This is a genomic window from Devosia litorisediminis (assembly GCF_018334155.1).
Classification (GTDB): Bacteria; Pseudomonadota; Alphaproteobacteria; order Rhizobiales; family Devosiaceae; genus Devosia; species Devosia litorisediminis.
Window position 1 is genome coordinate 956,206 of record NZ_JAGXTP010000001.1, and the last position, 12,929, is coordinate 969,134.

The window sequence follows — 12,929 nt, forward strand, 5'->3', positions numbered from 1 at the left end:
CGAGGTTACCAGCCGCAGATGGGTTTGAGATAGATGCGCGATTGGTAAGCATTTGACTAAGCCCGGTCAGTCCACTCGGTAGGCTATCTGCATGCCGTCGTCGAAGTTTTTGGAGCGGGCCAGTTCCGTCGTGGCGCGACCCGCCTCAGCAATGGCGGCCAAGGCGGGCGCGCATTCATTGCAAATCAGCCAATAGGGTGTGGGGATCGTGCCGAACACCGGATCCACCGCACCTTCGCTTCGATAACGCCAGTCAACGGGCCCAAGCAGTGCGCCGTTATTGCCGCTGATATAGCAGATATCGTAGGCAGCAGCGATCGGGGAGAGATTGTAGTCCTGCCAACCGATTAACTGTCTCGATGGATCAAAGCTGGCGCCGGCATCGGACTGGATTACGGCGTAGAGGTCCGGGCGGTCCCAGACCGGATTTTCCAAGCGATTTTTGACCATGGCAATACCGGCGACTGCCTGTGGTGTCAGCAGGACGATCAGGACCCAGCGCTTTGCGCCGGGGGGACCGGCGAGGACGAAGGCCATGACAGTCATCACCATCATAAAGGCCGAGTGCCAGGGGGATTCGCCGTAGACGGCGGCGGCCCCCACGGCAAAGAGGATTGTCAGGGCCAGCAGGGTGAGCAGGATGGCGCGCTGGTGCCACAAACCATAGCAGAGCAGCGCAAGGCTGAGAATCGCAGTCGGCCAGATACGCAGGACTGGCCAGGTCAGCGGCCAGGCAAGGTTGAAAGCGATCATGTCCGCCAAGTGCGCGCTGGATGGCGCACTTTCGGGATTACCCAGACCAGAGACCAGCGCGCAGGCGCCAAAGAACAGGCCCAGTGCTGCGGGCGCCAGCAGGGTGGGCAACCGGGCGCCGCGCTGCAACTGTACAAGCAGCCACAAGGCGAACGGGAAGCCTGCGTAGAAATGGAAACCACAAGCCAGTGCCATGACCCAGCTCGCGGCAGTGGAGCGCCCGTTTCGCTCCAGCAACAGGGCGCCCAGTACCGCGGTCAAGACGAGGCTGTAGGGGCGAAAATGATAGCCCCAGTACTGCATTACAACATGCGAACAGAGCAGCAGCGCCAGGATCAGCACATCGCCACGCAGCAGGCGCGCCAACAAAACAGCGTTCACGATGGCGACGACTAGCGTGAAATAGCGGGCCTGCGAAAAATCAAGGAACAGCGAGAGACCGCGCAGGATCCAATACCACAGCGGCGGGTGCCCCTCGCCAGGTATGATGAGGAAATCGCGCAGGCCCGACAGGTTTTGCGCCCATAGCCAGGCTTGGGCTTCGTCGCGCCAAGGCTGATGGCCAACGGCCAGAACACACTGCAACGCAATGTAGAGCAGGACGATAATGATCGTCGCGATGCGGTCGCCCCGGCTGATTGGCTGGCTGGTTGAGCCAGCGGTCAGGTCAGGCGATGCGGCGTGGGACAAGGCGTTCCTCGATCTTATCGTCGCCGGCAGAGCCGCCCTCATGATACTCGGCATCCTCGTTGACGCCCCAGACGTCGTGAACACTGCTACCAGCGATGATGTTCTTGGCGGTCAGGATGCCGGTCATCATGGCATGGTCCTGATTGTTGTACTTGTGCATGCCGTTGCGCCCGGCCAGGTGCAGATTAGTGAACTGCTCCTCGAGCCCTTCGGTGATGGTGTCGACATTGATCTTGTAGGTATCGTCATAGACTGGATAGGCCTTGGGCTGGCGAACAACCGAGCCATCGATGATGTCCTGAGGCTCTGCCAGGCCGAGTTGACCGATTTCCTGCTTGGCGCGGGCGATAAGGTCGGCGTCGCTCATGTCCCAGGTGTCGTCGCCGGCATTGCAGAAGTATTCCATGCCGTAGCAGGCCGTATTGGGGTCCGGCACCATATCCGGCGACCAGGATTTGAAGTTCTGAATGCGGCCGACCTTGACGCTGGGATCGTGGATATAGATCCAGTTATCATCAAAGCTTTCTTTGCCGCGCGTGATCAGCCCGATGATCAGGAAGTCGCGATAGCGCAGGCCCTTGGCGGCTGCGGCCACAGCGGGGTCTGCATCTGCGCCCAGCATGCGCACCAGTTCATTGACCGCAGCGGTCGAGACCAGATGATCGGCTGTGATCTTGGTTTCCTTGCCCTGGGCATCGGTAACAATGGCGATCCACTTGCCGGTTTCGGCGTGCTGGCTGATCGCCGTGATGGTTGAGCCCATCATCATGGTGCCGCCTTGATCGACAATCTTGTCGCGGGCGCGTTCCCACATCTGACCGGGGCCGAGGCGGGGGTAGCGGAAACTGTTGATCAGGGTTTTGATTACCCCGTCACTGCCGGATGGTTTCTTGCCGAGACCGAAGCTCTGGATGATGGCCTGATAGAGATTGAGGCCCTTGATACGCTGGGCGGCCCAGTCGGCCGAAATGTCCCCGCAATCCATGCCCCAGACCTTTTCGGTATAGGTCTTGAAAAATATCTCAAACAGACGGCGGCCAAAATTGTTGACCACCCATTGTTCAAAACTGACCACATTGCGGTGGGGGCGGATCTGCGCCCAACCATAGGATATTACGCAGCGCAGTGCTTCGACCGGCCCAAGCTTGGCCAGTGCGTCGCCGGCTCGCAGCGGGTAATCAAAGAGCTTGCCGTTGTAGTAAATGCGGCTTGAGCGGGGACGCTGCAGCATCTCGTTGCCCATGATTTCGGTCCACCAGGCTTCGACTTCAGCGCTTTTGGAAAAGAAGCGGTGCCCGCCGATGTCGAAGCGATAGCCCTTGTAGTTCACCGTGCGGGAAATGCCCCCGACATAGACGGGATCGCGCTCGACGATGGCGACGCTGTGACCGGCCTTGGTCAGCTCGTAAGCTGTGGTCAGACCGGCAGGGCCGGCACCAATGATCAGGGTTTCGACATTCATGGGCGCACCGCCGCCTTGTTTGCGAGAAAAGCCAGAACGCCACCGGCAAACGAAACATGCTTGTGGGCGAGGAATGAGTACAGGACGACCAGTCCCACAGCGCCAAGATGGGCGATGCGTTCCTGTGGTGCGGCCACAGGGAGCTGGTTGAGCCAGTCAAAGATCGACAGGGTGAACAGGGTTACCAACGCAAAGGCAACGAGCAGTCGCAGCAGCAGTGTGGTCAGCGAAATGACAAGGAAGCTGGTGAATTGCTCATGCGCGGCGCGATCGTCCGGGGCAAAGACAAAGCGCCGGGAAATGACAAAGTTCACGCCCATGCCGCATAGCGCACCCAATGCGATGGCCGCGGCATACAGCGTGGGCGCGCGAGCGAACCCTGCCGTCAGCAAAAATTGCACAAGCGCAATGTCGACACACGTCGCTGCGCCTGCAGAGACCAAGTAACGTGGAAAAGCGCCCAATAGAACCGCCGACAACAGCTGATAAGTGTTGTCGGAAGGCTAGCCAGTGTGGGTTAACAAACGGTCAGCGCAATCGAAATAGACAGATGTGTCAGATGATTGCGCTCGCAGTTTTGCTAGACGGGGACGGAAGCATAGGCCGCGAAGAGAAGGCCCAGAGTGGCGAAGAACATGACCGAGAGGGAGATGGTTTTGAGCATAGCAAAGGGTCCGGCGTCACTGCTTGACGCGCTCTATCTATCGCCGTGAGGCGTTAATTTGAGATTTCGATCGCGTAGTTTTCGATCACGGTGTTGGCCAGCAGTTTTTCACACATGCTGGTGATCTGAGAACGCGCGGCGGCCTCATCAGTTCCTTCCACGACAAGATCAAAAACCTTTCCTTGCCGGACAGAGCCAACATCGGGGAAACCTAGACCCCTTAGCGAGCCTTCAATCGCCTGGCCCTGTGGGTCCAGAACGCCAGCCTTGAGGGTGACCGTGACGCGCGCTTTCATCCGTATCTGCTCCGGCTACTGAACGAGACGCGGACCAGTGGTCAGCGCATTTTCGGTTTCAACAAGAATGCCAAGTCGCTGAGCGACGTCGCGATAGCTTTCGATCAGTCCGCCAAGGTTTTCACGGAAACGATCCTTGTCCATTTTGGCGCGGGTCTTGACGTCCCACAGGCGGCAACTGTCGGGGCTGATCTCGTCAGCCAGCACGATGCGCATCAGATCGCCTTCATAAAGGCGACCGCATTCGATCTTGAAGTCGACCAGCTGAATGCCGACGCCCATGAACAGGCCAGTCAGGAAGTCGTTGACGCGAATGGCCAGGCTCATGATGTCGTCAAGTTCGGCCGGGGTGGCCCAGCCAAAGGCCGTGATGTGCTCTTCGCTGACCATGGGGTCATGCAGCGCATCGTCCTTGTAGCAAAACTCGATGATGGAGCGGGGCAGTTGGGTGCCGGGCTCAAGACCCAGGCGCTTGACCAGCGAGCCAGCTGCAAAGTTGCGCACAATGATCTCGAGCGGAATGATTTCCACTTCCTTGATCAGCTGCTCGCGCATGTTGATACGGCGGATGAAGTGAGTCGGGATGCCCAGGCCGTTGAGCTTGGTGAACACGAACTCAGAGATTCGGTTGTTCAGAACACCCTTGCCGTCGATGACTTCATGACGGGCGCCATCACCTGCGGTGGTGTCGTCCTTGAAATACTGAACCAGAGTGCCGGGCTCAGGACCTTCGAACAAGATCTTGGCCTTGCCCTCGTAGATTTTGCGTCGACGGTTCATTGGGAATCCGGACCGTTTGGAGGAGGGGAATTTGGCCGCTTCATGCGCCAGAACGGTGCAAAAAAGCAAGCTCTTTCGCATTCATTGACTGGATGGCGGCGCTGCATCGCATGTTGTCGAGCATAAGGTCGCAACGTTGGAGGGGCCGTTGATTTGGTCGTCTGAACCGCCTATGTCCAATGGCGAGCGCCTGTAGGGCGGCAATGTCAAAGGCAAGCGGGAGAGTCGCATGAGCCAGTTTGAAGATCGGGCGAAGGGGCAGGAAGCCAAGTATGCCTTTGACGCCGAGACCAAGTTCAAGGCGGAAGCCCGCCGCAACAAGCTGCTGGGTATCTGGGCCGCAGAACTGCTGGGCCTGACCGGCGATGCTGCCACCGGCTATGCCGCTGAAGTTGTCGCAGCTGATTTTGAAGAAGCCGGCGATGAAGACGTGTTCCGCAAAGTGTCGGGCGACCTCAAGGCCAAGAACATTGCCGTTGGTGACGACGTGATTCGTGCCAAGATGCTGCAGTTGGCCCAGCTCGCCAACGAGCAGGTCGCTGCCGAGGGCTGATCGGTTCAATTGCCGGCAAGCACTGTTTAGGGAGCTGATCGCAAGATTGGCTCCCTTTTTGATTCCACTTCTACGTACGGCGCTCCGTAGTGTTCCGAGTTACAAAGTGCAGCGAGGATGGCCTTAAATCCCTCTAGAGAGCAGCCGAACGTTGAGTCCGGCGGACTTGAGGGGGATGGTCATGCAGCACGGTGTAAAAAATTTCGAAGTCGTCGCACCGCGATCGCGGTTTTATCAGGGCGGGTTTGGGCGGATGTTCCCCGATCTCAAGCCGTGGAAGCCAGAACTTGCGGCCGAGACAGCGACTGCTCTTGAGCAACACATGCTCGATTTCGCAAATGCGAAAATGACAGCCGCAGATAATGAAGACACGGACTCCACCCTGCCGGCCGGTTACACCTATTTCGGCCAGTTTGTTGATCACGACATCACGCTGGACGTCACGCCCCTCAGTGATGCGGAGGTCGACCCAAACAGGTTGCACAACTTCAGGACGCCGCGGCTCGATCTGGACAATGTTTATGGATTGGGGCCGGATGCTCAGCCTTATCTGTATGAAAACGTGGCAGGGCGGATCAAACTTCGCGTCGGCAGTATCGGCAACAGATTCAGGGATCTAGCGCGCCTTTCACGTGCAGAGGGCGAAAGTCAGACAGCGCTAATCGGGGATCACCGGAATGACGAGAATGCTGTGGTCGCGCAGGTGCAGTTGGCGTTCATCATGGCGCATAATAGTCTGGCCGACGCGGCTTTCGATCTGGGTCTGCAGGGAATGGCCGGGTTTCAGGCTGCACGCAACACGTTGAAATGGCTCTACCAGTGGGTGGTGTGGAACGACTATATCGCCCGCATCTGTCAGGCGGAGGTGCATGAAACCGCTCTAAGGCATCATCCAGACGCGGTTGGCGAGGCTGCGTGGGAAGCAGGCTATAAGCACGTCTTTGACTGGCGTAATACGCCATATATGCCGCTGGAATTTTCCGTCGCGGCCTATCGCTTCGGACACTCGCTGGTGAGAGACCGTTATCAGACCAACGTGCTGCATGGATTTGGCAGTTTCATACCGATCTTCGCGCCGAACGGCGCGACCTTGATGGGTTTCCGGGCACTGGAAGCAGATCGGGTGGTGCAATGGGACTGGTTCCTGCCGATGACCAGCTCCAGCAATCCATTTCCTCAAATGACGCGGAAATTTGACCCGCGGCTGGCTCAGGCCCTGACCCATCTGCCGGAGGACCCCGAGCGGCCAGGCGACAGTGCCAAGATACTCAACGTACTGGCAGCCCGCAATCTGGTGCGCGGCGTGCGTATGGAACTGCCGGCGGGCACAGCAGTTGCCAAGGCGCTTAATGTGGCGCCGATTTCCCTGTCGGACACCGAACCGGACGCTCTGTGGTACTATGTGCTGCGCGAGGCCGAACTCGATGGTGGGAATTGCCTGGGAAAAGTGGGTTCGATAATCGTCGCGGCGACATTTGCCGGGCTGCTCAAGGGTGATCCGCTATCGTATTTCAATATAGAGCCCGGGTGGACACCCGCCAAGGACACCCTGCTGAAATCGCTGCAGAAAAAGCTGAGCGCGGCCAATAAATCCGCATTGAATGCGGATGCGCACATTGTGCCGCGACCGGTGGGACAACCCGACTGGACATTCGCTGCGATCATTCGCCTGGCTGGGTTGCCGGTTCAGGCCGACGATTTCGCTCAGCAGTGACTGACTCTGCCGTCACAGCCGCTGCATCAGACGGGTAAACATCAGCAAACCCTCAGGCCAGGGACCATGACCGGAGTCCAGATTGATGTGTCCTGCGTCGCCTGCCTGATGAAAATCGGAGCCCCAGCAGGTGGCAAATTCAACGGCGCGATCGACTGTGCAGAGGGGGTCGTTGTTGGATGTCACCAACATTGAGGGAAAGGGCAGCGGGTCGCGCTGGATGGGGCGGAAGGCATGCATGGCCTCGGGTGCGGCAGAACTAAGTTCAATATCGGGTGGCGCCACCAGAAACGCCCCATGCACGTTGTCGGGCAGGCGGGTGCCAGCCTGAGCCACAGCAATAACCGCCAGAGAGTGTGCCACCAGCACGACAGGTCGCGCCGTCAGGCGGCATGCCTGATCAATAGTAGCGACCCAGTCATCCAGGTCCGGCTCATCCCAGTCGGCCTGTTCCACGATGGCGGCAGTGCCCATGCGTTCGGCCCAGCGCAACTGCCAGTGGCCGTCTGCCACATTGCCCAAACCGGGCAGGATGAGGATATCGCAATCCGCGAGCTTCATGGACTGATCAGTCCTTGCCGGTGCCGAACACCCGGGCGAAGATCGTGTCGACGTGCTTGAGGTGATAGGCGTCATCGAACATGGCATCGATTTGCGCATCACTCAGAGTCACTTGCGGGTCTTCCTTGAGGTTCTGGGCAAACTGACCAGCGCGATCGCCGCGCATTTCCCAAACCTTCATGGCATTGCGCTGGACGGCGGCATAGCTGTCTTCGCGTGAGTAGCCGGCCTGTGTCAGGGCCAGCAGCATGCGCTGGGAATTGTGCAGGCCGCCAAGCAGGTCGAGGTTCTTGCGCATGTTTTCCGGATAGACCACCAGTTTGTCGATAACACCGGTGAGGCGACCCAAGGCAAAGTCCAGCGTCACCGTGGCATCGGGACCAATCATGCGCTCAACCGAGGAGTGCGAGATATCACGCTCATGCCAGAGAGCGACGTTTTCCAGCGCGGGGGTGACCATGCCGCGCACCAGGCGGGCGAGACCGGTCAGGTTTTCGGTCAGTACCGGGTTGCGTTTGTGCGGCATGGCCGAAGAACCCTTTTGGCCGGGGGAGAAAAACTCCTCGGCTTCGAGCACTTCGGTGCGCTGGAGGTGGCGGATTTCAACGGCAACGCGCTCGACCGAGCTGGCGACAACGCCCAGCGTGGCGAAAAACATGGCGTGGCGGTCGCGCGGGATCACTTGCGTGGAGACCGGCTCAATGCTCAGGCCCAGCTTTTCGGCAACATATTCTTCGACCTGCGGGTCGATATTGGCAAAGCTGCCAATGGCACCGGAAATGGCGCAGGTGGCGATTTCGGCGCGGGCAGCGACCAGACGGGCGCGGTTGCGCGAGAATTCGGCGTAGGCTTCGGCCAGCTTGACGCCAAACGTAGTTGGCTCAGCATGGATGCCGTGGCTGCGGCCAATGGTGATGGTGTCCTTGTGCTCATAGGCACGACGCTTAAGCGCGGCGAGCAGTGCATCGATATCAGCGATCAGCAGATCGGCAGCGCGGGCCATCTGCACAGACAGCGTGGTGTCCAGAATGTCCGAAGAGGTCATGCCCTGGTGCACAAAGCGAGCGTCTGGGCCGACCAGTTCGCTAAGATGGGTCAGAAAGGCGATGACGTCGTGCTTTGTGGTGCGCTCGATCTCGTCGATGCGGGCGACATCAAAGCCGTAATCGCCGTGCTCGGCCTTGCGGGCGTTCATCACCTTCCAGATGTTTTCCGCCGACTCCTTGGGCACCACACCCAGTTCTGCCAGCTTGGAAGTGGCGTGCGCTTCGATCTCGAACCAGATGGCGAAGCGGGTCTCAGCGGACCAGATGGACACCATTTCGGGGCGAGAATAGCGCGGGATCATGGCTTTTGGCTTTCAGGTTCGAAGAATAAGATCAGGCGAGGCGGGTAGAGGCCGCCGCGCGAATGGCGGAAATGCGGGGAGCGTAGGTGGCAGCATCATTGCCGCCATAGACGGAGGAGCCTGCGACAAAGACGTTGGCGCCTGCTTCGGCTGCGGCGCGGGCATTGTCGGCGGTGATGCCGCCATCGACTTCAAGATCAATGGGGCGCGCACCGATCAAGGCGCGGGCCTGGCGCAGCTTGTTGAGCGTCTCGGGAATAAAGCTCTGCCCACCAAAGCCAGGATTGACCGACATCACCAGCAGCAGATCGATGTCTTCGAGCACATGATCAAGCGCTGAAACAGGCGTTGCCGGGTTGATCGCCACACCGGCCTTCTTGCCCTCGGCCTTGATGGCCTGGAGCGTGCGATGCAGATGCGGGCCGGCTTCGGCATGGACGGTGATGATGTCGGCGCCAGCTTTGGCGAAGGCCGGGATATATAGGTCCACCGGCGCGATCATCAGGTGTACGTCAAAAGGTTTGGTCGTCACCTTGCGCACCGCGGCCATGACCAGTGGGCCAAAGCTGATATTGGGGACAAAGTGACCATCCATCACATCGACATGGATGTAGTCAGCTCCCGCCGCATCAATGGCCGCCACTTCCTCACCCAGGCGGCTGAAATCAGCTGACAGGATTGAGGGGGCGATACGGATCGGGCGCGTGGTCATGGAGATTATACCTCAGCCGAGCAGGGATGGGGCTGGAATATAGCGGGCGGGGGGCGAGGGCAAGGGCGCGGTGTCGCCCTGAGCGGTACCATCGCGGAATTTGAAGAAGGAAGAGGGCACCCTCCGCTGCGGAGGCAGCGGCTTGGATCGATACCGATCCAGCCGAACTAGGCAGTGTCGAGCGCAGGGGACAAATGTTCGGCGGCGCTGCGAACCATGTCGAGATCGGTTTCGAACTTGAGACGCTCGGTCTCGCGAGCCGCCTGGTCGGCAATGCGCAGCAGATAGGATGGGTGGTTGGTCACAAAAAGGATGGTTCCGTCTGTCATGGGGATAGGCGCGCCGCGCAATGCCGAGATCGTCACCGGCTTGCCAAGCAAACTCTGTGCGGCCGTTGCGCCCAGGGCGACGATGATTCTGGGTCTGACTTGTGCGATCTCCAGATCGAGCCAGAACTTGCACGCCTGAACTTCCCCGCCGTCGGGACGCTGATGGATACGCCGCTTGCCGCGTGGGATAAACTTGAAGTGTTTGACGGCATTGGTGAGGTAGACGCGGTCACGGTCAATACCGACCTTGATGAGCGCAGCGTCGAGCACCTTGCCCGCTGGTCCCACAAACGGTTGGCCGGCCAGATCCTCGTGGTCGCCTGGCTGTTCGCCTACAAACATCAACTGGCCCCGTTCGGGGCCATGGCCAAACACGGCTTGTGTCGCGTGCTCGTGGAGCGGGCAGCGCTGGCAGTTCTGCACCGCGGCCCGGGCGTCGGCGAGGGTGGTGAGCGGCGCAAACGGGGCGCCTGGCTCAGGTAACCTTTCCAGTTTCCGGAGATGGCGAGACGGTGGCTGGCTGGCGTTTCGTTCGATCATCTGCTGCACCGACTCTCTGGCGCCCCGTATCAGTGGGGCAATGAGTTCGGCTTCGGGCAGATTGCGCCAGTATTTGACGGGCATCTCCGATTTCATCATGGCAACCTTGAGCCGGGCGGGGTTGAAGATCGAACTGAAATAGGTCTTCCAGTCATCCTCTACGGCGTCCTCGCTAGGCACGTCCGCCTTGCTGCCACCCTCGCCGAAAGTCAGCTGATTACCGTCCCAGGCGGCAGACCGATAAGGCGTGACGATCGCCCAGTTCATGCCGTCAAATCGGCGAGCGAAGAAGGGGGCCGTTATCTCAAGGCTGAAATGGTCGGGTTCGAACCAAGCCGCGAACCGCGCAATGCCGCTATCGTCCGCAACGGTTTTGAAGCGAACAAAGGCCTTCATCTTGTGACTGTCGCGGCGCACTGCGCTCGCCATTTTGTTCAGCCGTGCCACATCGACATCGGTGGCCAGATCGAGAACATGACGATCGCGCTGCAGCCGCCATAGAACGCTGTAGAGCAGGGCAAAGCGCTGCGGGTCTGAGTGGCTGACAACAGTCTGCGCCAACGCGAGGAAAGCCGGCGGGACTGCATTGACTGGCCGATTGCCATCAGGAAGCGGATCCGCTGTCTCGAAGAGTTCCGGTTCGGCATAAGGATCGCGCCATACCACTTCATCTGGCTCTAGTCCGGCGCGCAATAGGCACCGCGCCGCCAAACGCCACTCGTCGAAGTCGTTGAGCGCATGCAGGTGAACCAACTGCATCAGAACAGGCTCAATTGCTGTGGCGGTGGCACCAGTCGCGCGCGCAGTTTGCTGTCATCGGTCAAGTGGCCGGGGGACCAATCAGCCGCCTCGATAAACGGGCGCACCTTATCGATTGAACCTGCGATGCGCGCCACGTCGTCCAGCCGCAGGCGGTGGTGACGGCGGGTCACAAGGATACGATCGACGCTGCGCGTACCCAGTCCGGGTACGCGCAATAGCATCTCGCAGTCGGCGCGGTTCACGTCAACGGGAAACAGGGCGCGGTTGCGCAGAGCCCAGGCAAGCTTGGGATCGATATCAAGATCGAGCAGGCCATCGTGGCCGCCAGAAATGATCTCCGGGACATCAAACCCATAAAAGCGGATCAACCAGTCCGCCTGATACAGGCGATGCTCTCGCATCACGGGCGGCGCCTTGAGCGGCAGGCGAGCGCTGGCGTCGGGGATTGGTGAAAATGCCGAATAGTAGACGCGACGCAATTTGTAGCCGGAATAGAGACCTGCAGCGCGATGCAGGATCGCCCCGTCATCGGCGGCGTCGGCGCCTACAATCATCTGTGTTGATTGTCCGGCCGGGGCGAATTTGCGTGGTTTCGCCTTGGCCTTGCTGTCGGGCGCAGCCTCATCCAGCTTGCCACGCACACGTGCCATAGCCGTACGGATTTCGGCGGGCCGTTTCTCAGGTGCCAAAGCTTCGAGCCCCAGATCGGTTGGCATTTCAATGTTGGTCGAGAGCCGATCCGCCCATAGTCCTGCCTCCGCCAGTAATTCGGGCGTAGCGTTGGGGATGACCTTGAGGTGGATGTAGCCGGCGAAGTGGTGATCCTGCCGCAGGCTCCGCGCCACGCGTACCAGTTCTTCCATTGTATAATCCGGCGAGCGGATTATGCCCGAGGACAGGAACAGGCCTTCGATGTAGTTTCGCTTGTAAAAGTCCAACGTCAGTCGGACAACTTCTTCAACAGTGAAGCGTGCACGCGGGACGTTGGACGAGGAACGATTCACGCAATAGATGCAGTCATAAACACAAAAATTGGTCAGCAATATCTTGAGCAGGCTGATGCAGCGACCATCTGGTGCATAGGAATGGCAAATACCGCTGCCTTCAGTTGAGCCAATGCCGCCCGTGCCCGCGCTACTGCGCTTCTCGGTACCGCTTGATGCACAGGATGCGTCATATTTCGCGGCGTCAGAGAGTATTGCCAACTTTCGGCGCATGGTGAGCGCAGCCATAGACGTTCCCTTTATGTTCACATGCAGGGATAGCTGATCCATTGCGATAGCGCGTTAAAAAAAGACATGTGACGATCTGCAGCCCAAACACTTTTTGGCGAGCGTCACGTGCCCCCGCCTTGCAGTCGTCTCGTAGGTCGATTTTAGGGGTAAGATGCCTTTTGGCGCAGAATTTTGTCCATTGCCTTCCCCTTGGCCAGCTCGTCTATCAGTTTGTCGAGATAGCGGATCTCGCGCATGGTGGGCTCGGCGACTTCTTCGACGCGTACCCCGCAGACCACGCCGGTAATCAGGGTGCGGGCGGGGTTCATCCGCGGCGCTTGGGCGAAAAAATCCTCAAAGCTGGTTGCGCGCGCCAACTCTTCGTCGAGCGATGTCTGGCTGTGGCCGGTCAGCCAGCAGATGATCTGATCGACTTCCGCCTTGCTGCGACCCTTCTTTTCCGCCTTGGCGCGGTAGAGCGGATAGACGCTGGCGACGCTGACGGCATAGATGCGGTGGCTGCTCATGACTTTTCTCAGCGCTCCAGAATT

At 59.3% G+C, this 12,929-nt stretch carries 13 protein-coding genes; 2 read left to right on the forward strand and 11 right to left on the reverse strand.

Features of this window, described 5'->3' with window-relative positions; translation table 11 throughout:
• Positions 1–66: 66 nt before the first annotated feature.
• The 5 genes from KD146_RS04540 to purC all read right to left on the reverse strand — a co-directional run bounded on the left by KD146_RS04540 (position 67) and on the right by purC (position 4,645).
• The gene (locus KD146_RS04540) at positions 67–1,443 is read right to left on the reverse strand and encodes a hypothetical protein (RefSeq protein ID WP_212657546.1); all 1,377 of its coding nucleotides are present in this window, start codon (positions 1,441–1,443) and stop codon (positions 67–69) included.
• Positions 1,421–2,905, reverse strand: coding sequence for an NAD(P)/FAD-dependent oxidoreductase (locus KD146_RS04545; RefSeq protein ID WP_212657547.1), 1,485 nt, complete (start codon positions 2,903–2,905; stop codon positions 1,421–1,423). The genes KD146_RS04540 and KD146_RS04545 overlap by 23 nt, the downstream gene beginning before the upstream one ends.
• On the reverse strand, positions 2,902–3,384 hold the full coding sequence (locus KD146_RS04550; protein ID WP_345790746.1) for a GtrA family protein: 483 nt from the start codon (positions 3,382–3,384) through the stop codon (positions 2,902–2,904). The genes KD146_RS04545 and KD146_RS04550 overlap by 4 nt, the downstream gene beginning before the upstream one ends.
• A 238-nt stretch (positions 3,385–3,622) precedes the next feature.
• Positions 3,623–3,865 (reverse strand): phosphoribosylformylglycinamidine synthase subunit PurS, encoded by a 243-nt coding sequence (gene purS, locus KD146_RS04555; protein WP_212657549.1) that lies wholly within the window; start codon positions 3,863–3,865, stop codon positions 3,623–3,625.
• 15 nt (positions 3,866–3,880) lie between these two features.
• Positions 3,881–4,645: a phosphoribosylaminoimidazolesuccinocarboxamide synthase gene (gene purC / locus KD146_RS04560; protein WP_212657550.1), complete on the reverse strand. Its 765-nt coding sequence runs from the start codon at positions 4,643–4,645 to the stop codon at positions 3,881–3,883.
• Between the two features lie 229 nt (positions 4,646–4,874).
• Between purC and KD146_RS04565 the strand changes: the two genes are divergently transcribed.
• Complete coding sequence (locus KD146_RS04565; protein ID WP_212657551.1) at positions 4,875–5,198, forward strand: DUF1476 domain-containing protein; 324 nt, start codon at positions 4,875–4,877, stop codon at positions 5,196–5,198.
• A 181-nt stretch (positions 5,199–5,379) separates the two neighbouring features.
• Positions 5,380–6,912, forward strand: a complete 1,533-nt coding sequence (locus KD146_RS04570; protein WP_212657552.1) for a peroxidase family protein — start codon at positions 5,380–5,382, stop codon at positions 6,910–6,912.
• 12 nt (positions 6,913–6,924) lie between these two features.
• Here KD146_RS04570 and KD146_RS04575 read toward each other — a convergent pair whose 3' ends face one another.
• From KD146_RS04575 to KD146_RS04600, 6 genes are all read right to left on the reverse strand, one after another.
• Positions 6,925–7,473 (reverse strand): RBBP9/YdeN family alpha/beta hydrolase, encoded by a 549-nt coding sequence (locus KD146_RS04575; RefSeq protein ID WP_212657553.1) that lies wholly within the window; start codon positions 7,471–7,473, stop codon positions 6,925–6,927.
• A gap of 7 nt (positions 7,474–7,480) precedes the next feature.
• The gene (purB, locus tag KD146_RS04580) at positions 7,481–8,821 is read right to left on the reverse strand and encodes an adenylosuccinate lyase (protein ID WP_212657554.1); all 1,341 of its coding nucleotides are present in this window, start codon (positions 8,819–8,821) and stop codon (positions 7,481–7,483) included.
• Positions 8,822–8,852: 31 nt separating this feature from the next.
• Positions 8,853–9,533, reverse strand: a complete 681-nt coding sequence (gene rpe / locus KD146_RS04585) for a ribulose-phosphate 3-epimerase (protein WP_212657555.1) — start codon at positions 9,531–9,533, stop codon at positions 8,853–8,855.
• A 167-nt stretch (positions 9,534–9,700) separates the two neighbouring features.
• Positions 9,701–11,161, reverse strand: a complete 1,461-nt coding sequence (locus tag KD146_RS04590; RefSeq protein ID WP_212657556.1) for a UdgX family uracil-DNA binding protein — start codon at positions 11,159–11,161, stop codon at positions 9,701–9,703.
• On the reverse strand, positions 11,161–12,396 hold the full coding sequence (locus KD146_RS04595) for a putative DNA modification/repair radical SAM protein (RefSeq protein ID WP_212657557.1): 1,236 nt from the start codon (positions 12,394–12,396) through the stop codon (positions 11,161–11,163). The genes KD146_RS04590 and KD146_RS04595 overlap by 1 nt, the downstream gene beginning before the upstream one ends.
• A gap of 143 nt (positions 12,397–12,539) precedes the next feature.
• Positions 12,540–12,905: a DUF2200 domain-containing protein gene (locus KD146_RS04600; protein ID WP_212657558.1), complete on the reverse strand. Its 366-nt coding sequence runs from the start codon at positions 12,903–12,905 to the stop codon at positions 12,540–12,542.
• Between the last annotated feature and the right edge of the window lie 24 nt (positions 12,906–12,929).

What these genes read in the sequence shown, in the direction of transcription:
- purC (WP_212657550.1), bottom strand. Translation starts at nt 4,645, where the DNA reads ATGAACCGTCGACGCAAAATCTACGAGGGCAAGGCCAAGATCTTGTTC.
- KD146_RS04565 (WP_212657551.1), top strand. Translation starts at nt 4,875, where the DNA reads ATGAGCCAGTTTGAAGATCGGGCGAAGGGGCAGGAAGCCAAGTATGCC.
- KD146_RS04600 (WP_212657558.1), bottom strand. Translation starts at nt 12,905, where the DNA reads ATGAGCAGCCACCGCATCTATGCCGTCAGCGTCGCCAGCGTCTATCCG.
- KD146_RS04570 (WP_212657552.1), top strand. Translation starts at nt 5,380, where the DNA reads ATGCAGCACGGTGTAAAAAATTTCGAAGTCGTCGCACCGCGATCGCGG.
- purB (WP_212657554.1), bottom strand. Translation starts at nt 8,821, where the DNA reads ATGATCCCGCGCTATTCTCGCCCCGAAATGGTGTCCATCTGGTCCGCT.
- rpe (WP_212657555.1), bottom strand. Translation starts at nt 9,533, where the DNA reads ATGACCACGCGCCCGATCCGTATCGCCCCCTCAATCCTGTCAGCTGAT.
- purS (WP_212657549.1), bottom strand. Translation starts at nt 3,865, where the DNA reads ATGAAAGCGCGCGTCACGGTCACCCTCAAGGCTGGCGTTCTGGACCCA.
- KD146_RS04575 (WP_212657553.1), bottom strand. Translation starts at nt 7,473, where the DNA reads ATGAAGCTCGCGGATTGCGATATCCTCATCCTGCCCGGTTTGGGCAAT.
- KD146_RS04545 (WP_212657547.1), bottom strand. Translation starts at nt 2,905, where the DNA reads ATGAATGTCGAAACCCTGATCATTGGTGCCGGCCCTGCCGGTCTGACC.
- KD146_RS04590 (WP_212657556.1), bottom strand. Translation starts at nt 11,161, where the DNA reads ATGCAGTTGGTTCACCTGCATGCGCTCAACGACTTCGACGAGTGGCGT.
- KD146_RS04595 (WP_212657557.1), bottom strand. Translation starts at nt 12,396, where the DNA reads ATGGCTGCGCTCACCATGCGCCGAAAGTTGGCAATACTCTCTGACGCC.